A 19,746-nucleotide genomic window follows, 5' to 3' on the forward strand; every position below is an offset into this window, starting at 1 on the left:
CCGTTGTCAGGCGCTCCAAGCCACGCCGAGCCCGTCGCCGTCCGCCGAAAAGCGATCGCCACGCCCATGCCCGCCGTTGCCCAAAGCCGGGCGCCCCGCCATGACGATGCCATGCGCCGCCTGCTCGCCCCCTTCAGCCGCCCGGTCCCGGCGCTGCTCGCCCTCCTGGTCGCCGCGCAGGCGTTGTTCTGCTGGCGGCTGACCACCCCGCACAGGCTGGTCTTCGACGAGGTGCATTACGTCTCCGCCGCGCGGACGCTGCTGGCACTCGACGGGCCGGTGAATATCGAGCATCCGCTTCTGGGCAAGATGCTGATCGCCGCCGGGATGCTGATCTTCGGCGACACGCCGCTGGGCTGGCGCGCGCTGTCGACGCTGGCGGGTACGGCGATCGTCGGCGGCGTCTTCGCCATCGTCTGGCTGATGACCCGGCGGACGCGGCCAGCGGCGACGGCGGCGCTGCTGACGCTCGTCAATTTCATGGTGCTGGTCCAGGCCCGGATCGCGATGCTCGACGGCTATATGGCCGCCTTCCTCGTGCTGGCCATCGCCATGATGGGCTGGGCGATGCGGGGGTCGGTCGCGCAGAGTCGATGGCGCTGGACGCTGGGCGCGGTGCTGCTGGGGCTGGCGGTGGGCGTCAAATGGGCCGCCGTCCCCTATCTGGGCTATGCCGCGATCGGCTTCGTCCTGATGAAGCGCGGCGATGCCAGCCGCTGGCCGGAACTGCGCTGGTGGTCGGCCTGGGGCCTGCTCGGGATCGGGGCCGGGCTCGCCTATGCCGTCACCTTCACCCCTGCCTTTTTCTACGCGCACGATCCGCTGACGCTGGCCACCCTGCTGCCCTTCCAGCTCGATATCTATGCCCGCCAGACACAGGTCCTGCCGCCGCACACCTATCAGTCGCTCTGGTGGAGCTGGCCGGTCATCGGGCGGCCGATATGGTATTTCTACGAGGTCGCCGACGGGGCCCAGCGCGGCATCTTCCTGCTGGGCAATCCGGCGGTGATGTGGGGCGGGCTGGTCGCGGTGGCGACCTGCGCGCTGGGCTGGGTGCGCACGCGCGAGGTGCGGCTGGGCTTTGCGGCGGCCTTGTGGATCGGCGGGTTCGCGATCTGGGCGATCATCCCCAAGTCGCTGGGATTCTATTATTATTATTTCCTGCCCGCGATCTGGCTGTCGATCGCGATCGCGGTGGCGATCGACCGATGGCGGCCCCGCTTGCGCGATTGGGACGAAGCCTATCTGGTCGCGGCCGTCTGCCTGCTCGTCTATTTCTATCCCATTCTGACGGCGGGCGCGCTGGCGGGGCCGGACTCCTTCGCGCGCTGGACCTGGTTCGCGGATTGGCGGTGACGGCTCGTCCCCGCCGTCACCCCCGGGCCGTCACCCCCCGGTCGGTCAATAGCGTCCCCAGACGAACCGCGACGACAGCGCATAATTCCACACCGCCCCCACCAGCACGCCGATCAACGCCGACACCGCCCATTCATTGGCCCGCGCATCGTGGAGGAAGGCCGCGACGCCGACATTGGCGATCGCGCCCACCGCACAGACCAGGCAGAAGGATACCCAGCCGTCCAGCAGCGGCCGGAAGCCCCGCAGCCGTCGATCGCGATAGGTCAGCGCGTTGTTGAGGAAGAAGTTGAAGGTCATCGCCACCGCCACCGCGACGATCTGGCTGACCAGGAAGCTCGCGCCGAACAGCACGAAGAACAGGCTCAGCACCGCCATGTGCACGCCGACGCCCAGCACCCCGATCGCCGAGAACATGGCAAAGCGCACCGGCACCACCTTACCAAAGCGGCGGTCATACAACGCGATCAGATATTCCATCGCGACAACGTGATCGAGCTTCGATTCGCCCTCGGTCCGCACGCGGAACACATAGGGCATTTCGGCGGCGCGCAACGGCCGCGGCGAGGCGCTCATGATGTCGAGCAGGATCTTGAAGCCGATCCCCGACAGATGCGGCACCGTTTCGCGCGCGACCTGGGTGCGGACCATGAAGAAACCGCTCATCGGGTCGGACAGGTCGACGTTCAGCACCCGTTGCGACAGCCGGGTCGCGAAGGCCGACTTGGCGACCCGATCGCGGTCCCAGTCGCCGGTCCCGCCGCCATCGACGAAGCGCGACCCGACGACCAGGTCGAGGTCGTCCTCGGCCTGCAACCGGTCGAGCATCCTGGGCAGCAGCGTCTCGTCATGCTGAAGGTCGCCATCGATCACCGCGACCATCGGCGCGGCGGTGGCGCACATCCCCTCGATACAGGCCGAGGACAGGCCCCGCCGCCCGATCCGCTGGATCACCCGGACGCGGCTGTCCACCCGCGCCAGAGCGCGCGCGACGTCGGCGGTGCCGTCCGGGCTGTTGTCATCGACGAAGATCGCCTCCCAGCGCCGCCCGGCCAGGGCCTCGTCCAGCTTGGCGATCAGAACGGGCACATTGGCACGCTCGTTAAAGGTCGGAATGACGACCGCGAGTTCCAGGAGCGCGCCCATCGGGATCAGAGGCGGTCGAGGATCGCATCGGCCATGGCGCGGGTCGACAGGCTGCCGCCCAGATCGCCGGTGCGCGCGCCATCGCGAATCGCGCCCGCCACCGCCGCGTCGATGCGATCGGCCGCCTCCGCCTGCCCCAGCGAATGGCGCAGCATCATCGCCGCCGACAGGATGGCGGCGCATGGATTGGCCTTGTCCTGCCCCGCAATGTCGGGAGCCGAACCATGGATCGGCTCGTACAGCCCCTTGCCGGTCGCGCCCAGCGCGGCGGAGGGCAGCATCCCGATCGAGCCGGCGCACATCGACGCCTGATCGGACAGGATGTCGCCGAACAGATTGCCGGTCAGGATCACGTCGAACTGGCCCGGATCGCGCACCAGCTGCATCGCGCAATTGTCGACATACATATGGTCGAGCGCGACGTCCGGGTACTCCTTCGCCACCTCGATCACCACGTCGCGCCACAATTGCGAGGTTTCCAGCACATTGGCCTTGTCGACCGACAGCAACCGGCGGCGGCGGCGCATCGCGGTTTCGAAGCCGACGCGCGCGATCCGCGCCACTTCCTCTTCGTCATAGCGCATCAGGTCATGGCCCTCGCGCAGGCCCGCCTCCGTCGTCCCGCGCCCCTTCGCGCCGAAATAGACGTCGCCGGTCAGCTCGCGCACGATCACCATGTCGATCCGCCGCGCGATATCGGGGCGCAGCGAGCTGGCGTCCTCCAGTCCCTCGAACAACCGCGCGGGGCGCAGGTTCGCGAACAGCCCGAAGGCCTTGCGCAGCCCCAGGATCGCCTGTTCGGGGCGATGGGCGCGCTCCAGACCGTCGAAGCGCGGATCGCCGACCGCACCGAACAGCAGCGCATCGGCGCGCTCGGCCACCGCCAGCGTCTCGGGGGGCAGCGGATGGCCCGCCACCTCATAGGCCGCACCGCCGACCTTCGCCTCTTCAAAGGTCAGGCCGAGGTCCAGCGCCTCCAGCACGCGCCGCGCTTCCGCCGTCACTTCCGGCCCGATACCGTCACCGGCGAGGATCGCGATCAATGCCATGGCTGGCCCCTTCTTGCCCAAGTTCGGAGCGCCCTTTGCCTTAGCCGACGGGCATCACGCAACCGCCCTTTTGAAACGATCGAACAGACGCGCGCGGGCGGGCGTGGGATCATGGCGCAAGCCGACCAATATATCGCGCGCGAGGAAATGCCCCGTGATCCGCGCGGCGGCGAAGATATCGGGCCAGTCCGCCGCCCGCCCTCCGCGCAGGAGAGCGGGCAAGGGAAACAGCTTCGCCTCATAGCCAAGGGCTGCCCGCGCCGACACCGCCGCGCCGCTCCTGGGGCTGACAAAGGCGAGGTCGACCGTCTCGCCGGTCACCGTGCACCGTTCCAGGTCGAGGCCGAATCCCAATTGTCCCAGCAGCAGCAACTCATAGCGCACCAGCGCTCCCGCCCAGCCCCGCGCCGATGGCGCCGATTCGATCGCGGTCAGCACCGCGTCGAGCGCATCGTATAGCGGCGCATAGGGCTGTTCCTCCGGCAGCGCGGCGGCGGTCAGCGCGCAGAGCCATTCGATCCCGGCGGCGGCCAGGGGCTCGCCATGGAGCCCCGCGCGGCTATGCCCCGGCTCGACGGTGAGCGCGGCAAGCTGCTCCGCCGTCCGCGCCCGCCACTCGCCGATGATCCCGTTGCCCGGTTGCAGCACCGGCCGCAGCGCCCGCGACCGCCCGCCCCGGACATAGCCCGGCTGCACCCCGTCCTCGCGGGTCAGGGCCCGCACGATCGCCCCATGCTCGCCATGCGGCCGGACCGACAGGATGAGGGCGGGGGCGACCCGGTGCATGGGAGCGGATGTAGGGGGGAATGGGGAGGGACGCCATCTTTGGCGAGATGGCCGCAGCGTGCAACGGGCCGGAACCGCCCCGCCCCTCGCCTCCCTTACAATCGGTAGCCCAGCGACAGCATCACGTTGCGGGGCGCCGACACGAAGCAATCGCCACGCGCGAGACAGGAGGCATAGGCGCGGTTGTCGAGAAGGTTGGTGGCGTTGAGGCGAAGCCGCCAGCGGTCGCGCTCCAGCTCCAGCAGCGCGTCCACCATGGTGCGCGCCGGGGTGACGATCGTCCAGGCGGCATTGCCCGACACCTGCTCCCCGAGATAGCGCACGCCCGCCCCCAGCCGCAGCGTCGCCCAGGCGCCCTGAAACGTCTTCGTCCCCCAGGCCGAGGCCGTATGACGCGACAGATAGCCGATCTCGCCCGTGTCGCCGTCCACGTCGTTGAAACCATAGGCGAGTGACAGGTCATAATCGCCGGGCAGGGTGCGCGTCGCCTCCAACTCGAAGCCCTTGGTGGTCAGCTCGCCCGCCTGGATCTGGCCGAGCGGGTTTCGGGGGTCGGGGACGGGACGGTTCCGTTCCTTGATGTGAAAGCCGGTAAGGGTAACAAGCGTCGCGCGGTCGGGCTGCCACTTCACGCCGCCTTCGAACTGCTTGCCGGTCTGTGGGCGGAAGGGAGTGCCGGCGGTGGTCCGACCGGCAACCGGCTGGAAGCTCTCGGTATAGCTGAAGAAGGGGGACAGCCCGGCCCCGACCTCGCCGATGATGCCCGCGCGGAAGGTGGTGGCGGTGTCGGTGGTGTAACTTGTCGTGCCGGTCTTGGTGTCCAGACTGGACCCGCGCACCCGGTCACGCCGAGCGCCCAGCACCACCGAGACGCGGTCCCACAGCCGGATCTGGTCCTGGACATAAAGGCCAAGTTGTTTCTGCGTGTTGCGGGTGAACGGCTCGGTCAGCGGCGGCTCGACGATCGAGCCATAGTCGATGTCGTAGAGGTCGATGACCTGATAGCCGTAATTGTCGCTCTTGCGGACCTGGTTCCAGCTATAGTCGACGCCCGCGAGCAGCATATGCTCCACCGCCGCGCCGGTGTTGAAGCGCCACTGGATATTGTTGTCCGTGGAGAAGACGTCGAGATGCGCGCGCGAGGCCTGGGCATAAAGGCCGATATTGCGACCGTTGCTGCCCGGCACATAGGGTGTGGTGGGATTGCGATAACTGTCAGGATAATGGGTGAAATAGTCGAGGTCGCTGTCGATGTAGCGCACCTTCAGGCTGATCTTCAGATCGTCGGTGAACCGGTGGTTGAAGATCCCCGAGCCCTGGAGCAGCCGCCCATCATAGCGATCATAGCCCGGCTTGCCGACGAACAAATAGCGCGGCAGGCGCGGATTGCCCGGATTGTCCCGCAGTGTGCCGATGATCGGTAGGAAGTTCGATGTCGAGCCGGTCCGGTCGTCCTGGTAGAGACCGAGCAAGGTCACGTCGGTGCTCGCGCCCGGCCGCCAGGTGACGGACGGTGCCAACATCACCCGGTCGTCGGGGACGTGGTCGACATAGGTATCGGCATCGCGCACCCGCGCGACGACCCGTGCGGCGAGCGTTTCGCCCAGCGTACCGTTGACGTCGGCCAGCACTTCCTTGCGGTTATAGCTGCCATAGACGAGGCTCATGTCCGCGCTGTTGGTGAATAGCGGCGTCTTCGACACGAGGTTGACGATGCCGCCGATCGATCCCTGACCGAACAGGACCGAGGCGGGGCCGCGCACCACTTCCACCCGTGAGAAATTATAGGGGTCCGACGTGATGCTGGCATAATAGCTGAAGATGTCGCGCATTCCGTCGCGAAACTGCAGCGCATTGACCCCGCGGATGGTGAAGCTGTCGACACGCGTGTCGCGGCCATAAGCGTCGGAATTGACGCCGGCGGCATAGCGGACCGTATCGGCAATATTGATCGCGCCCTGTGCCAGATAGACGTCGTCGGGGATGACGGTGAGCGGCTGCGGCACCTCGATCAGCGGCGTTTCGGTCTTGGTGCCGGCAAACGCCTGATCGCGGCGGCCCTTGACCAGGATTTCTCTCGCATTGTCCGCGGCGATCTCCGCTGGGGTGCGACGGTCGAGATCGTTGATCGCGGCGGCATGGGCGGATGCCGCAGCCAGGGCGGCAAGCGCGGCCCCGGCGAGGATGATGGGCTTCATGAGTGCGGGTTCCCCTATTCAATTGGACCGCGCTCTACTGCTATTGCTAACGACTATCAATAAATTGTTGCCGTGATCGCCAATGCCGAGGTTGTCAAACCAGCTTGATGGCGCGCGGAGCGGACATCCTCGCCCCCGATCACGCCGACAGCTGCAACTGGACAAGACTGTGAGAAATAGCGGGCTTCAAGGGCTACGCCTCACCGGCTATGGTAAAAGTCGTACACCTGCTGCGCCACCGCCTGGCTCACGCCCGGCGCTTTCCGCAAATCCTCCAGGCTCGCATTACGGACCGCCCGCCCCGTCCCGAAGTGCATCAGCAGCGCCTTTTTGCGCGCGGGGCCGATGCCGGGCACTTCGTCCAGCGGACTCGCGCCCATCGCCTTGGCGCGCTTGTCGCGGTGCGCGCCGATCACGAAACGGTGGACCTCGTCGCGCAGGCGCTGGAGGTAGAAGAGCAGCGGCGCGTTGACCGGCAGCATCCGTTCGCTGCCATCCATCATGTGGAAGACCTCGCGCCCCTCGCGGCCGTGATGCGGCCCCTTGGCAACGCCGACCAGACAGACATCCTCGATCCCCAGATCCTCCAGCACCGCCATCGCCGCGCCGAGCTGGCCGCGCCCGCCGTCGATCAGGACCAGATCGGGCCAGGTCGCATCGTCACGGTCGGGATTCTCCTCCAGCTGGCGCGCGAAGCGGCGGCGGAAGACCTCGCGCATCATGCCGAAATCGTCGTTGGTCGCCGCCTCATTGCCCTTGATGTTGAACTTGCGATACTGGCCCTTCTGGAATCCTTCCGGCCCCGCGACCACCATCGCGCCCAGAGCATTGCTGCCCTGGATATGGCTGTTGTCGTACACCTCGATCCGCTGCGGCGGGTCGGACAGGTCGAAAAAGTCCGCCAGTTCGCGCAGCAATTTCGCCTGCGTCGTCGATTCGGCCAGTCGCCGGTCGAGCGCCTCGACCGCATTGCGCTTCGCCTGGTCCATCAGGCGGCGGCGATCGCCGCGCTGCGGCACCGAGAGCTGCACCTTATAGCCCGCCCGTTCGCCTAGCGCCTCGGCCAGCAACGCGCCTTCGGACAGTTCGCGGTCAAGCAGGATCGACCTGGCCGGCGGCACATCCTCGTAAAACTGGCTGAGAAAGCTGGTCAGCACCTCTTCCTCGGGCACGTCGGTCGTATGCGCGGGGAAGAAGCTGCGATGCCCCCAATTCTGGCCGCCGCGAATGAAGAAGGCCTGGATGCCCATCACCCCCTCGCGGCATGCCAGCGCGAAGATGTCGGCATCGCCCACGCCCTCGGCGTTGATCGCCTGCGCCCCCTGGATGAAGGTCAGGGCCTTCAGTCGATCGCGCAGGATCGCGGCGAGTTCGAAATCCATCGCCTCGGCCGCCGCCTGCATCTGGGTGCCGAGCTTGGCCTGGACCTGGGTCGACTTGCCCGCCAGGAAGCTCTTGGCGTCGGCGACCAGCTCGGCATAGCCCGCCTCGTCGATCCGGCCGACACAGGGGGCGGAACAGCGCTTGATCTGGTAGAGCAGGCACGGCCGGTCGCGCGTCTTGAAGAAACTGTCGGTGCAGGACCGGAGCAGGAACAGCTTTTGCAGCGCGTTCAGCGTGTTGTTGACGCTGCCCGCACTGGCGAACGGACCGTAATAATGGCCGACCGACCGCCGCGCGCCGCGATGCTTCTGGATGCGCGGAAAGGCGTGATCGGCGCGCAGCAGGATGAAGGGAAAGCTCTTGTCGTCGCGCAACAGCACGTTGAACGCGGGACGATAGCGCTTGATGAGCTGCGCCTCGAGCAGCAGCGCCTCGGCCTCGTTGTTGGTCGTGACGATGGTCATCGAGCGGGTCTGCGCGACCATGCGCTGGAGCCGCTTGGGAAGGCGATCGACCTGGGTGTAATTGGCGACGCGATTCCTCAGCGCGCGCGCCTTGCCGACATAAAGCACATCGCCGCGCGCGTCCTGCATCCGGTAGACGCCGGGCCGCAAGGGCAAGGTCGCCAGCACGTTGCGGATCGCGGCCACCCCGGCTTTCAGATCGGGCGCATCCGCGCCGCGCAACGTGAAGGTGGATTTCTCTTCGTTGAAACGATCGACGGGAGGCTCGGACATCGCGGTGGATTTAGGGTTGCGGGGGGCGAATCGCCACCCCGCGCGCCTGTTGAATCGGCCTGTCCCGATCAGCCCTGGGCAAACAGCTTGGTGCCCATCACGCCGATCACGGTCAGCGCCATGAAGCCCGCCTGGATCGGCGCGATCCTGTCGCCGAACAGGACCGCGCCGCCGATCACCACGCCGACCGCGCCCAGTCCGGTCCACACCGCATAGGCGGTCCCGGCCGGAAGGCCGCGCATCGCCAGCGCCAGCAGACCCATATTCACAAAGCTCAGGATGATCGGCACGCTGGACGCCTGCCAGGTGGCGAGGGTCGCGGCCCATTTCAGGCTGAGCGCCCAGCAAATCTCGGTGATCACGGCAATGCCCAGAATGACCCATGCCATCGGAGCGTCTCCTCTGTCACGGGCTCGGGGATATGGGCATCGTCGCCGGAAACCCGAAAGAGACGGCGATGCGGCCCCAGCCTGCGTGGGGTTATGTCTGCGACACCCCGGCCAGCGGTCAGGGTTGCGGGCCGGGAACGGCCCTTGTTCGCGGTCGGATGCTCCGCCGCCAAGGGCGATGCCCGTATCCTTCCCCTTGCGCAGGAAAGGGTGACCGCCGCATCGCCCTTGCCCAGGCCCAACGCAGATCGGGCCCGATATATGCACGGGCGTCCGAAAAAACCGAACCGCGCCTCGGTGATCCGAAGCGCGGTCCTGTATCCGGTTCAGCCGGGGCCGATCAGTTCGGTCGGCCAAGCCCCGCGATCGAACGATCGATCATCGCCCGGTCGGCCTCCGCCGAATGATGCTCGGCGATCAGCGCACCGGCGGCGCGGGCAGCGGCCTCGGCAGCACGGGCGCGGACCTCGGCCAGCGCAGTGCGCTCGGCGGCCGCGATCTTGTCCTCGGCCATCTTGGCGCGACGCTCCATCAGCGCCTCGGCATCCGCCTTGGCCTTGCTGAGCAGTTGCGCCGCCTCATGCTGCGCCTGGGCGCGCATCGCCTCGGCATCGGCATGCGCCGCCTTCGCCTTGGCTTGATATTCGGCCTTCAGCGCCTCGGCCTCGCCACGCAGCTTGGTCGCTTCGTCGAGTTGGGCGCGGATACCGGCGATCTTCTGGTCGAGCGAGCGACCGACCATCGCAGGCACTTTCTTCACCAGCATCCCGACCAGAACGACCAGCGCGGCGAGCGCCACCCAGCCGGTCGAGTCGAAACCAAAGGCGGTCGGATCGACATGATGCCCGGGCTCGGCGGGAACGGCCGTATTGGCGGTCGAACCGACACCATGATGGCCCGGTCGCTGCGCCATGCCTTCGGCCGACGCCGCATCGGCCAGGTTCTGCGCGACCAGCGCATCGCCATTGTCCAGCGCGCCGCTTGCGGAATGATTAGCCATGCGCGCTCACCTTTCGCACCGCGTCGGCCGCCGCGTCCTGATCCAACTGGACCCCGGACAGCTTGGCGACGAGATCGCGCGCGGCCTCGGCCGCCACGCTCTGAAGATTGGCCATCGCCTCGGCCTTGGCATTGGCGATCGCAAGGTCATGATGGCCGAGCCGCTCGGCCAGATCGGCATCCGCCGCCTTGACCTGCGCCTCGAACGCATGGGCGGCCCGCGCCTTGGCGGCGTTGGTTTCCGCCATGGCCGCGGCACGCGCCGCATCCATCTCGGCCCGCCATGCCGCCTCGACCCGATCGGCCTCGGCACGCGCGGCTTCCGCCGCCGCCAGATCACTGGTGATCCGGGCTTCACGAGCGTCGACGGTCGCCTGAATCCTGGGCACCATCCCACGGCCGACCACGAAATACAGCAGGCCGAACGTAATCAGGAGCCAGAAGATCTGCGACGCATAGGTCGCGCTGATCTGCGCTATCTGGGGCATGGAGTCCTCGTTGCCATATCAACCGGGCGGCACAGGACCGCCCGGCCGATCCGAATGATTAGGCGACGAACACCAGGATGATCATCGTCACGAAGGCGAGCAGGCCCAGAAGCTCGGCACCGGCGAAACCGATGAAGAGGCGGCCCTGCTGGCTGTCCGCCGCACCCGGATTGCGCAGCGCGCCTTCGAGGAAGCTGGCGAACACGTTGCCCACGCCGAGCGAGGCAATGCCCATGCCGATAGCGGCCAGACCGGCACCGATCAGCTTCGCGGCTTCTGCGTCCATTTCAATCACTCCAGTTCAAAAGGGTCGTTGGTTGTTCAATCGGCGGCGCGGATGCGCCCGCCCGATCCGGCATCCCGGATCAGTGCAGGTTCACCGCGTCGTTGAGATAGACCGAGGTCAGCAGCGCAAAGACATAGGCCTGGATCGCGGCGACCAGCAGTTCGAGAAGGGTGATGCCGATCATCAGCAGGAAGCTCGGCAGCGTGATGAGCGCGGCATAGCCGGGGCCCATGTTGATGCCGTTGATGACGAAGGCGGCGAGAACCTTCAGCAGGATGTGCCCCGCGGTCATCGCGACGAACAGTCGCAGGCCGAGCGAGAAGGGGCGCACCAGGAAGCTCATCAGCTCGACCACGAAGATCAGCGGAATCATCAGCTTGGGCGTGCCGTGCGGCACGAACAGCGCGAAGAAGTGGAAGCCGTGGCGGCCGAAGCCGACGACCAGCACGATCGCGAACGAGATCACGGCGAGCACGCCGGTCACGGTCAGGTGGCTGGTCACGGTAAAGGGATGGACACCCGGCACCACGCCGAAGGGCAGCAGGCCCAGCACGTTGGCGAACAGGATGAACATGAACAGCGAGAAGACATAGGGCAGGAAGCGCTTGCCCTCCGGCCCGATATTCGAGGTCAGCATCGTATTGACGAAACCGGTGAAGCCTTCCACCGCCGCCTGCCAGCGGCCGGGCACCAGGTCCCGCTTCATGCCGCCGATCATGAAGATCCACAGCGCGACCAGCGTCACCACCATCCACAAGGCGGAATTGGTGAAGGAAAGGTCGTAGCCGCCGACCACCCAGTGCTGACCGAGCACCGGCTCGATCAGGAACTGGTGCATCGGATCAATCTTGCCGCCCGATTCTGCCGCCACGCTGCTTCGTTCCCACATATGACGAACGCCCGGTTACTCCGGGCGTTCGCCAGAAATCCGAATGATCTGCCTGAACGCCACGCCGATCCCCAGGAACAGCATCACGATCAGGGCCCAGGGCGCGGTGCCGAACCAGCGGTCAAAAAGCCAGCCGATCAACGCACTTCCGACAAGACTTCCGATCAGCGCGGAGATAACGCGGTTGCCCTGGGAATACCCCCTGTCGGCCTCCACCTTCACCCCCTGCCGCGACGCTTCACTGGCCCGTGCCTGGGCCAGTCGCTGATCCAGCGCGGCCAGACGTGGATCGTCCGCATCGCCAAAGTCCTGTCCGGGTTCCTTCTCCGCCACGCAGCCACCCTCACCTGTTTTCGTCACCGAAGGGGAGAATGCGCGCGAACGGCGAGCGACCCCGCCAAGGCGAGGCCCGTTTAGAAAGCCCCTCCCCCCAAGTCAACCTTTTGGGGCGCCGCTTGTGACAGATGTGTGAAGCCTTGTGACCGGGACGCGACAGGATGCGCCGTTCCGGCCGCGCCCATGGACGGGATAGCCTGGGCGACCGTCCCGCCCTGCGTGGCATGCAGGCAGGGCGGGACGGGCAGATCGCGCGTTACACGCAGGACGACGGACGCTCCGGCGGCGCGCCGGTACGCGTCTTCCAGGCCCCTTCGGGCGACCGGTATTTCTCGCCCGCCGCCGTCTGCGCGATCAGGTTGCAGCCGCTGGTGAACGCCATCTGTTCGACGGTCGCGCCGCTGGCCTGCGCCTTCTGGGTATAGGCGGCCTTGCGCTGGATGTTGATGTTGTTGACCAGCGCGCGCAATTCGGGGGTGGCGCTGCCCACGATGCCCAGATAGCCATCGGGCTGCTCGCCCACCTGGCCGGCGGCGCGCGCGGCGGCATAGGCCGGATCGCGCTGCGCCATCGCCACGCCCGATACGCCGGCCAGCATCATCGCGCCCAGCGCCGCCATCATCACCTTCGTCTTCATCATCAGAATATCCCCGGATTCTGCTGGATCAGCGATTTCGCGTCGCCATCCAGGCGATATACCACTTCCTGCGTCACATTGATGTTCAGATTGATCTCGATCGGCTTGTCCGGCGCGGAGATGTTCACGCATCCGCCGCTTGCCATGACCAGCGCGACCGGCATCCATCGTGTCACACCCAAGATCGGCATCCTGTCGAGCAATTTCAATCCTGTTACGGTCATGGCACGGTCTCGCTTGCGCTGTGCTGAATGGGGGGCTGCCCGGCCGGAATGGGCGTTGGGGACGGGGTCGTGGAGGAGGGCGCGGCGGGAGGCGCGGCCCGCTTGTTCTGCTCGTCCAGCAGCGCGGGCAGGTTGCGCTGGATCAGGCGTCGCGGATCATAGAAGGACTGCGCCGAATCGATGAGGCCACGGAAGGGCGCCTTGATCCGCACGTTGAACACGAAGGGCAGCTTTTGCAGCCGCCGGATGATGTAGTTCGAGGTCGCCCCCTTGCCCTGGCTGATCCCGGCGAAGCGCACATCGGTGATCATCTCGCCCGCCAGCGGCCCGTTCATGTCGATCTGCAGGCTGCGATAGTTGAGCGACCGCAGCGCACCAAATGCCAGATTACCCCAGAAACCCAGATTTTTCTGACTGATCTCACCCAGATAGGCGATACTGCCGCCACCGTTGCGGACGACCAGCTGGCCGCCTTCGATCCGGCCACCGCGTTCATCAAAGACGATCGGCAAGGTACCGTCGAAGACACCCGTGGCGTTGAGATTCTGGAAATCGAACTGCATCAGGAACTGGTCCGCCGCCGCCCCCTTCACGCGGAAGGTCATGCGGCGCTCCACCGGCTGCGAAAAGTCGAGCAGGGTCGGGGCAAGCGTCAATTCGCCGTCCGCAAACGGCCAGCGTCCATCCTCAACCCGGACCCGCGTGCCCGACAAAGTCTGATAATGGACGATGCCGTTCGTCACCTGAATGCCCGGATTGAAGGTGCGGATCGTCACCTCCTGATGCGGTGCGCTTTCCAGCGCCAGCAGATCGGTGAAATTGATCGTGCCCGCGATCCCGGTCACCGGGCCCGACGCGGCGGCCAGGTCGACCCCGTCGGTCCTGAAGCGGCCGGTCGAGCGCACGCCCTGCGCATCCCAGTCGATCCGCCCGCGCCCGGACACCGTCCCCTGCACGTCGGCGATCACGCCGAAGGTGACCGGAGTCAGCAATTCGGGCTGGAAATTCTTGGAAAAGGCAATGCCGGGCACGGCCAGTTCCGCCGAACCCGCGCCCTTGTCCAGCGCATGGTCGATGACCAGATCGGCGACCTTCCCATTCTTCGTCGGTTCGAACAGCGCGCCGGTCGCATGAATCTGGCTGTTTACCAGGGTCATGCCGACATTGCGCGCGGCCATCGGCAGGAAACGCGGCGAGTCCGCCCGGGCATCGCTGACCCGCAGCGCGCCGTTCAGCGCCAATATGCCTCTGGCCAATTGCCAGTCCCCCTCGGCTTGGTCGAGCAGCAGAGGCACCTGCCCCACCTGCCCGCCGCCGCCGCTGAACTGGCCCTTCAACCCTTCGGCGGTGACCTGTCCGATCAGCGTCCGGGCATCGATCCGGGTCGGTGCTTCGGGATGGCCGATCCGGCTTTCGACGCCGGTCAGGGCAAAGCGCCGATCGGCCAGCGTAAAGCGTGTCGCCGCCGCCGACAGCGTCAGCGGGCTGCTGCCGATCCGGCCCGACAATCGGGTCGCGCCCAGTTGCACGGCACCGCCGATCCGCGGGCCATCGATCCGCACCAGCGCCCCGTCGAGCGGACAGAGCGTGGTCGCCACCCGGTCGAGGCGCAGGCCCGAAATCGCCAGCCGCGCGATGGCCAGCGGCTGGCAGGTGGGATTGATCCGCCATTGCCGCCCGCCATTCCAGCGCGCCGCGACGGGCAGGACCAGCCCGTCGACCCGCCCGCCACCGATCGGCCCCGACAGCGACAGGCGGGTCGTGACCTGTGTCTCGCCACTCGCCCCCGCCTGGAAGACGAGCTGGTCGAGCGCGAGACTGGCGCCATCCGCGTTATAGCGCGCCATATCGGCGGTCCCGCGCATCGGCTTGCCCGGCCCGTCCTGGCGCAATGTCGCGCGGATATGGGGAAGGTCCCCGCCCTGCGACGCGATCTGCGTGTCGAGCCGGATGCCGCGCGCATCGCGCACCAGCCCCGATCCGCCCGCCAGCGCCAGCCGCCCGCCGCTGGCCGACGCCATGGCCAGCCGGGGCACGCGGATCGTCACGCCACCGCCCCGTGCCATGGTCTCACGATCGACCGCGATATCCATTTCGGCGACGAATCGCTGCCCCGCCCGTGTCACCGCCGCCTCGATCCGGCGCGCGACCGGGGCAACCGGCATCCCCGCCGCCGAGGCCGACCAGCCCTTGAGGCGCGCCGCCAGGGGGGCAGACAATCGACCGCCCCCTACCCGCATCTGTCCGTCGAAGCGCAGCGCCGGGCCGATCAGATAGCGCCCCTGGACCGCCAGCCGCTCCGCCTGTCCCTGCCGCGCGGCGACCTGCAACGCGGTCAATCGCAGGCGGCCCTGCGTGGCGCGGGCATTCCCAGAGAATTCGACCTCGCCCCGGGTCGCGCCGACCTGCACCAGGCTGTGGCGGATCGCGCCGTCGTCAAGCGTCGCCCGTCCTTCCCAGCGATCGAGCGCAGCGCCCAGCGTCAGGTCGAGCCGGGCGGCGACATGGCCAAGCGCCACCCCGCCGCAACGCAGCCCCGCCACCCGGACCGGCCCGGTCAATGTCGGCCGTTCGCGCACGATCCGCACCCGCATCGGCGCGGCGACCCCGCGCGCAACGCAATCGCCCTGCGCGAGTTGCGGGGCGACCAGCCCCAGCCGCCCGGCGAAACCGTCATTCAGCCGTCCCGCGCCCGACAGGCTGATCCCCACCATCCCGTTCGGCGTGTCGAGATGAATGCCGCCATCGGCGATGTCGACGTTCAGCCGGGGCAGGGCGAAGGGCTTGCCCGAAGAGGGAGGCATCAGCCGGTCGAGCGCGCCCAGCCTCAGCTGCCCCCCGACCAGCCGCGCGCGCAGCCGGACCTTGCCCGCACGAATTCCGGTGACGGCCGGCCCCGACAGCGTCAATCGCGTCCGCGTCTCCAGCCAGTCTGCGACCAAATCGGGTGCGCGGGGATCGCCGATGACCACATTCGTCAACCGTTGCCGGCCAAAGCCCAGATCGGCGACCTGATAACGCGCGGGCACCCCGCGCCGCGCCAGTTCGCGGTGGATGACATCGCTGGCCAGCGGCTTGCGCGCGACCCACAGCCCGACCAGCGCGAGGAACAGGATCAGCACGACGCCAATCAGGACGATCTGCAAATGGCGGAATCGCCGGACAGGACGCAGGGGCGTTTTGACTTGTTCGTCCACGCCCTCCACCCAGGTTCCACTCCCCATATTTCCATCGCGTCATAGCCGTCCCGTACGGCGCGAGGCAATCGCACGAAGCCCGGCGACAGTTCCCCCGCCCCGCTTTATGCTGTCCAGACGGGGGACAGGCCTGATGGGGGATGGGCCCTGACGGGGGATAGGACATGAGCGCGGGCACGAACGACGACCGGGATCGCGAAAGACGGGCGGAGGACAATGCCGGACATCGCGCGCGGCTGCGCGGGCGATTGCTGGACGGTGGCCTGTTGCTCGATCACGAACTGCTCGAATTCCTGCTGACCACCGCGATCCCCCGGCGCGACACCAAGCCGATCGCCAAGGCGCTGCTGCGCGAGTTTTCCGATATCGGTGGCGTGCTGACCGCCGATCCGGTCTCGCTGCAACGCATCGATGGCGTGGGCGAGACGGCGGCGGCGGCGATCAAGATCGCGCAGGCCTGTGCCCTGCGGCTGGTGCAGGCGGAAGCGGCCCGCCGCCCGGTCCTGTCCAACTGGCAGGCGCTGCTCGACTATCTGCATGCCGACATGGCGCATCACGGCGTCGAACGGGTGCGGGTGCTGCATCTGAATACCCGCAATATGCTCATCCGCGACGAATTGATGGGACAGGGTTCGATCGACCAGGCGCCCGTCTATGTCCGCGAGGTCATCCGGCGCGCGATCGACTTTGGCTCGGCCGCGCTGATCCTCGTCCACAATCACCCCAGCGGCGACCCCTCACCCAGCCGCGCCGATATCGAGGTGACGCGCGCCATCGCCGAGGCGGGCAAGCGGCTGGGCATCACGGTGCACGATCATATCATCATCGGCACCTCGGGCCATGTCAGCCTGCGCGCCCAAGGGCTGATCTGAGCGTATCGTTATGGGCAGCCAAGCCCTCGATCCGGGCTTGCCGCCAAACGCCCCCTCCCCCAAGACAGGCGGATGACGCCGCCCGCTCGCCTGCAACGCCTCGTCTGCGCCCCCGCCAAGCGGATCGCGGACCGGCTCCTAAGCGGCATCCGGATGCGACAGCACCTGCGCGAAGCGCGACGCATCCTCGACACGCCGCCGATCATGGCCCGGCAGGACGGGGTGGTGCTGCTGTCGATGATCGGCAGCCGTGTTCTGCTGCCCTATCTGGTGGCGATAAAATCCTTTCATCATCACCTTGGCATGGGGCGCATCGTCCTGATCGACGACGGCACGCTGACCGCGGCGGACAGGGCAATCCTGGACCACCATTGCGGATCGCCGGAGATCGTCCCGATCGCCACGCTCGACACCGGCGCCTGCCCCCGGGGCGGGACCTGGGAAAGGCTGTTGATGCTGCTCGACCGGCGGGCGCGGGATTATGTGATCCAGCTCGACTCGGACACGGTGACGATCGGCGACGTGCCCGAGATCCGCGCCGCGATCGCCGCCAACCGCAATTTCATCCTGCTCGGCGATCCGGCGAGCGAGGCGGTCGGCATTCAGAGCCTGCCCGATTTCGTCGCATGGAAATATCCCGGCGGCCCGATCCCCGCGCCCGCCCATATGCAGGCACTGATCGAATCGCGCTATGGCGATTATCCGGACGCCGCGCGTCACCGCTACGTCCGTGCCTCCTCCGGCTTTGCGGGCTTTGCGCGTGGGGGACCTGGCGACCGTGCCGAGGCGACGACCTTCTCCCGCCATGCCGAACACCTGGTCGGCCAGCCGGTCTGGTGGCGTTGGGGCAGCGAGCAGGTGACATCCAATTTTCTGCTCGCCAACGAGCCGGGCAGCCGCCTCCTGCCCTATGCCCGCTATTATAATTACTGGCTCCAGCCCGCATCGGACGATGCGCGCTTCATCCATTTCGTCGGCACCCACCGCTATTCGGACCAGAGCTATATCCGGGCCACCCGGCGCGCGATCGACACGCTGACCGCCGCCGCGCGCCGATCCCCCGCCTGACGGGGCGCGAGACGCCGAACCATATCCGCCCGGCCCGGACGACCTCCGTCGCGCGGATCACCAGCCCCGCGCCCTACGCATCTTCGCCCCCTCTTTTGCGTTGGGCTCGGCCGATGCTAGGGGCGGTCGCGATCACGAAAAAGGACATTCTCATGCAGGTCTGGGCCGGGTTGGGCAATCCGGGGCCGCAATATGCGATGCACCGCCACAATGTCGGCTTCATGGCGGTGGACGCCATCGCCGAGGTGCACGAATTCGGCCCCGTGAAGAAGCAATTCCAGGGCTGGACCCAGGAAGGCCGGATCGGCGGTCAGAAGATCCTGCTGCTGAAACCCGCGACCTTCATGAACGAAAGCGGGCGCAGCGTGGGCGACGCGCTGCGCTTCTACAAGCTGGGCGTCGAAGCGCTGACCGTCTTTCACGACGAACTCGACATCGCGCCCTTCCGCGTCAAGGTGAAGACCGGGGGCGGCACGGCGGGGCATAACGGCCTGCGCTCGATCGACCAGCATCTGGGGCCGGATTTCCGCCGCGTGCGGCTGGGCATCGGCCATCCGGGGCACAAGGACCGGGTGACCGGCTATGTCCTCGGCAACTATGCCAAGACGGAGATAGAGCCGTTGTCCGACCTGCTCGGCGCGGTCGCGGCCGAGGCGCATTGGCTGGCCGATGGCGACGATGTCCGCTTCGTCAACGATGTCGCGCTCCGGCTGGGGGATGCGGCATGAGCGTCCGTCGCCTCTTCGCCTCGCTGCTCTACGAGGGCCAGCTCGACGACAGCGATCTGCTCGACGAACTCGAACAGAGCTGCTGGGCACTGGCCGAGGATGATCGCGCCGGGCGGCGCTGGTCCAAGGAACATGGCTATCGCGGCTATACCAGCTACGCCTCGCTCAACGACCTGCCGATCCGCGACCCGGTTTTCGCCGATCTGCGCAAGAAACTCGACCGCCATGTCGCGCGCTTCGCCGAGGAATGCGCCTTCGATCTGGGCGGGCGCAAGCTGAAGCTGGACAGCCTGTGGGTCAATGTCCTGAAGCCCGGCGGGCATCATTCCGCCCATATCCACCCGCATTCGGTGGTGTCGGGCACGCTGTATGTCGCCATGCCCAAGGGGGCGGGCGCGCTGAAGCTCGAGGATCCGCGCCTGCCGATGCTGATGGCCGCACCGCCGCGCCGCCCGGATGCGCCGGACGACCTGTCGACCTTCGCAACCGTCGCGCCCCAGCCCGGCACGGTGCTGCTGTGGGAAAGCTGGCTGCGCCATGAAGTCGTCCCCAATGGCGCCAAGGGCGAGCGGATCAGCGTCAGCTTCAACTATCGCTGATTCATTCGGAACGCGCGCGACGACCCGGACGGCACGCGCGACCAGGCGAATGGTTCCTTCCGCCGGCCGCAGCGGGAAGGCGTTTGGGCGACGCGATGTCGAGCGGCAATTCCGTCTTGGCTAAGGCGCACGTCCAACATCGTTCTGATCCCGGACCCTTTCCCCAATGCTCGAATTCGCGGTTTTCACCTTTGGCATGTTGGCGAGTTTCCTTCTGTCGGGTCTGCGCCGGAACAAGAAGGCGCAGCGGGCCAATCCGCCGATGCTCCATCATATGGGTCTGGTCATGATGGGCTTTTCCGGGACGATGGGAATATTGCTGCTGGGCTATGCCGCCGCCATCATGCTGCAACGCGGCATTGGTTGAGCAAAACGCACT

At 67.1% G+C, this 19,746-nt stretch carries 20 protein-coding genes; 6 read left to right on the forward strand and 14 right to left on the reverse strand.

Going from position 1 to position 19,746, the window contains the following annotated elements:
- The first annotated feature begins 111 nt into the window (after positions 1-111).
- Complete coding sequence (locus RN629_RS00420) at positions 112-1,356, forward strand: phospholipid carrier-dependent glycosyltransferase (protein ID WP_407033307.1); 1,245 nt, start codon at positions 112-114, stop codon at positions 1,354-1,356.
- 45 nt (positions 1,357-1,401) lie between these two features.
- On the opposite strand, the gene RN629_RS00425 is transcribed toward RN629_RS00420, so the two are convergent.
- The 14 genes from RN629_RS00425 to RN629_RS00490 all read right to left on the reverse strand — a co-directional run bounded on the left by RN629_RS00425 (position 1,402) and on the right by RN629_RS00490 (position 16,049).
- On the reverse strand, positions 1,402-2,502 hold the full coding sequence (locus RN629_RS00425) for a glycosyltransferase family 2 protein (RefSeq protein WP_407033308.1): 1,101 nt from the start codon (positions 2,500-2,502) through the stop codon (positions 1,402-1,404).
- Between the two features lie 5 nt (positions 2,503-2,507).
- The gene (gene leuB / locus RN629_RS00430) at positions 2,508-3,551 is read right to left on the reverse strand and encodes a 3-isopropylmalate dehydrogenase (RefSeq protein WP_407033309.1); all 1,044 of its coding nucleotides are present in this window, start codon (positions 3,549-3,551) and stop codon (positions 2,508-2,510) included.
- Positions 3,552-3,605: 54 nt separating this feature from the next.
- Positions 3,606-4,337, reverse strand: coding sequence for a DNA repair protein RecO (recO, locus tag RN629_RS00435; protein ID WP_407033310.1), 732 nt, complete (start codon positions 4,335-4,337; stop codon positions 3,606-3,608).
- A gap of 95 nt (positions 4,338-4,432) precedes the next feature.
- Entirely contained in the window at positions 4,433-6,535 is a 2,103-nt protein-coding gene (locus RN629_RS00440) for a TonB-dependent siderophore receptor (RefSeq protein WP_407033311.1), read from the reverse strand.
- Between the two features lie 200 nt (positions 6,536-6,735).
- On the reverse strand, positions 6,736-8,655 hold the full coding sequence (uvrC, locus tag RN629_RS00445) for an excinuclease ABC subunit UvrC (RefSeq protein ID WP_407033312.1): 1,920 nt from the start codon (positions 8,653-8,655) through the stop codon (positions 6,736-6,738).
- Between the two features lie 68 nt (positions 8,656-8,723).
- Positions 8,724-9,044, reverse strand: coding sequence for a DMT family transporter (locus tag RN629_RS00450; RefSeq protein ID WP_407033313.1), 321 nt, complete (start codon positions 9,042-9,044; stop codon positions 8,724-8,726).
- Between the two features lie 340 nt (positions 9,045-9,384).
- On the reverse strand, positions 9,385-10,044 hold the full coding sequence (locus RN629_RS00455) for a F0F1 ATP synthase subunit B family protein (protein WP_407033314.1): 660 nt from the start codon (positions 10,042-10,044) through the stop codon (positions 9,385-9,387).
- Positions 10,037-10,531 carry a F0F1 ATP synthase subunit B family protein gene (locus tag RN629_RS00460; protein ID WP_407033315.1) on the reverse strand — a complete coding sequence of 165 codons (495 nt, stop codon included), beginning with the start codon at positions 10,529-10,531 and terminating at the stop codon, positions 10,037-10,039. The genes RN629_RS00455 and RN629_RS00460 overlap by 8 nt, the downstream gene beginning before the upstream one ends.
- 58 nt (positions 10,532-10,589) lie before the next feature.
- On the reverse strand, positions 10,590-10,817 hold the full coding sequence (locus tag RN629_RS00465) for a F0F1 ATP synthase subunit C (protein ID WP_407033316.1): 228 nt from the start codon (positions 10,815-10,817) through the stop codon (positions 10,590-10,592).
- A 79-nt stretch (positions 10,818-10,896) separates the two neighbouring features.
- Positions 10,897-11,688: a F0F1 ATP synthase subunit A gene (locus RN629_RS00470; protein ID WP_407033317.1), complete on the reverse strand. Its 792-nt coding sequence runs from the start codon at positions 11,686-11,688 to the stop codon at positions 10,897-10,899.
- Between the two features lie 33 nt (positions 11,689-11,721).
- Positions 11,722-12,039 carry an AtpZ/AtpI family protein gene (locus RN629_RS00475; protein ID WP_407033318.1) on the reverse strand — a complete coding sequence of 106 codons (318 nt, stop codon included), beginning with the start codon at positions 12,037-12,039 and terminating at the stop codon, positions 11,722-11,724.
- A gap of 259 nt (positions 12,040-12,298) precedes the next feature.
- Entirely contained in the window at positions 12,299-12,679 is a 381-nt protein-coding gene (locus RN629_RS00480; RefSeq protein ID WP_407033489.1) for a YdbL family protein, read from the reverse strand.
- 2 nt (positions 12,680-12,681) lie between these two features.
- Positions 12,682-12,870 carry a YnbE family lipoprotein gene (locus RN629_RS00485; protein WP_407033490.1) on the reverse strand — a complete coding sequence of 63 codons (189 nt, stop codon included), beginning with the start codon at positions 12,868-12,870 and terminating at the stop codon, positions 12,682-12,684.
- A gap of 29 nt (positions 12,871-12,899) precedes the next feature.
- Positions 12,900-16,049, reverse strand: coding sequence for an intermembrane phospholipid transport protein YdbH family protein (locus RN629_RS00490; RefSeq protein ID WP_407033319.1), 3,150 nt, complete (start codon positions 16,047-16,049; stop codon positions 12,900-12,902).
- A gap of 215 nt (positions 16,050-16,264) precedes the next feature.
- Between RN629_RS00490 and radC the strand changes: the two genes are divergently transcribed.
- From radC to RN629_RS00515, 5 genes are all read left to right on the forward strand, one after another.
- The gene (gene radC / locus RN629_RS00495; RefSeq protein ID WP_407033320.1) at positions 16,265-16,972 is read left to right on the forward strand and encodes a RadC family protein; all 708 of its coding nucleotides are present in this window, start codon (positions 16,265-16,267) and stop codon (positions 16,970-16,972) included.
- Positions 16,973-17,044: 72 nt separating this feature from the next.
- Positions 17,045-18,040: a hypothetical protein gene (locus tag RN629_RS00500; protein WP_407033321.1), complete on the forward strand. Its 996-nt coding sequence runs from the start codon at positions 17,045-17,047 to the stop codon at positions 18,038-18,040.
- Positions 18,041-18,192: 152 nt separating this feature from the next.
- Positions 18,193-18,768 carry an aminoacyl-tRNA hydrolase gene (pth, locus tag RN629_RS00505; protein WP_407033322.1) on the forward strand — a complete coding sequence of 192 codons (576 nt, stop codon included), beginning with the start codon at positions 18,193-18,195 and terminating at the stop codon, positions 18,766-18,768.
- Complete coding sequence (locus RN629_RS00510) at positions 18,765-19,367, forward strand: TIGR02466 family protein (RefSeq protein ID WP_407033323.1); 603 nt, start codon at positions 18,765-18,767, stop codon at positions 19,365-19,367. The genes pth and RN629_RS00510 overlap by 4 nt, the downstream gene beginning before the upstream one ends.
- A gap of 166 nt (positions 19,368-19,533) precedes the next feature.
- On the forward strand, positions 19,534-19,734 hold the full coding sequence (locus RN629_RS00515; RefSeq protein WP_407033324.1) for a hypothetical protein: 201 nt from the start codon (positions 19,534-19,536) through the stop codon (positions 19,732-19,734).
- Positions 19,735-19,746 lie beyond the last annotated feature (12 nt).

The sequence above is a fragment of the Facivitalis istanbulensis genome (assembly GCF_040560405.1).
Classification (GTDB): Bacteria; Pseudomonadota; Alphaproteobacteria; order Sphingomonadales; family Sphingomonadaceae; genus Sphingomonas; species Sphingomonas istanbulensis.

Bases quoted from the DNA above. Each gene is read 5' to 3' on its own strand.
- pth (WP_407033322.1), top strand. From the start codon at position 18,193: ATGCAGGTCTGGGCCGGGTTGGGCAATCCGGGGCCGCAATATGCGATG.
- RN629_RS00425 (WP_407033308.1), bottom strand. From the start codon at position 2,502: ATGGGCGCGCTCCTGGAACTCGCGGTCGTCATTCCGACCTTTAACGAG.
- RN629_RS00450 (WP_407033313.1), bottom strand. From the start codon at position 9,044: ATGGCATGGGTCATTCTGGGCATTGCCGTGATCACCGAGATTTGCTGG.
- RN629_RS00485 (WP_407033490.1), bottom strand. From the start codon at position 12,870: ATGCCGATCTTGGGTGTGACACGATGGATGCCGGTCGCGCTGGTCATG.
- uvrC (WP_407033312.1), bottom strand. From the start codon at position 8,655: ATGTCCGAGCCTCCCGTCGATCGTTTCAACGAAGAGAAATCCACCTTC.
- leuB (WP_407033309.1), bottom strand. From the start codon at position 3,551: ATGGCATTGATCGCGATCCTCGCCGGTGACGGTATCGGGCCGGAAGTG.
- RN629_RS00480 (WP_407033489.1), bottom strand. From the start codon at position 12,679: ATGAAGACGAAGGTGATGATGGCGGCGCTGGGCGCGATGATGCTGGCC.
- RN629_RS00510 (WP_407033323.1), top strand. From the start codon at position 18,765: ATGAGCGTCCGTCGCCTCTTCGCCTCGCTGCTCTACGAGGGCCAGCTC.
- RN629_RS00420 (WP_407033307.1), top strand. From the start codon at position 112: ATGCGCCGCCTGCTCGCCCCCTTCAGCCGCCCGGTCCCGGCGCTGCTC.
- RN629_RS00515 (WP_407033324.1), top strand. From the start codon at position 19,534: ATGCTCGAATTCGCGGTTTTCACCTTTGGCATGTTGGCGAGTTTCCTT.
- recO (WP_407033310.1), bottom strand. From the start codon at position 4,337: ATGCACCGGGTCGCCCCCGCCCTCATCCTGTCGGTCCGGCCGCATGGC.
- RN629_RS00455 (WP_407033314.1), bottom strand. From the start codon at position 10,044: ATGGCTAATCATTCCGCAAGCGGCGCGCTGGACAATGGCGATGCGCTG.
- RN629_RS00500 (WP_407033321.1), top strand. From the start codon at position 17,045: ATGACGCCGCCCGCTCGCCTGCAACGCCTCGTCTGCGCCCCCGCCAAG.
- radC (WP_407033320.1), top strand. From the start codon at position 16,265: ATGAGCGCGGGCACGAACGACGACCGGGATCGCGAAAGACGGGCGGAG.
- RN629_RS00465 (WP_407033316.1), bottom strand. From the start codon at position 10,817: ATGGACGCAGAAGCCGCGAAGCTGATCGGTGCCGGTCTGGCCGCTATC.
- RN629_RS00440 (WP_407033311.1), bottom strand. From the start codon at position 6,535: ATGAAGCCCATCATCCTCGCCGGGGCCGCGCTTGCCGCCCTGGCTGCG.
- RN629_RS00460 (WP_407033315.1), bottom strand. From the start codon at position 10,531: ATGCCCCAGATAGCGCAGATCAGCGCGACCTATGCGTCGCAGATCTTC.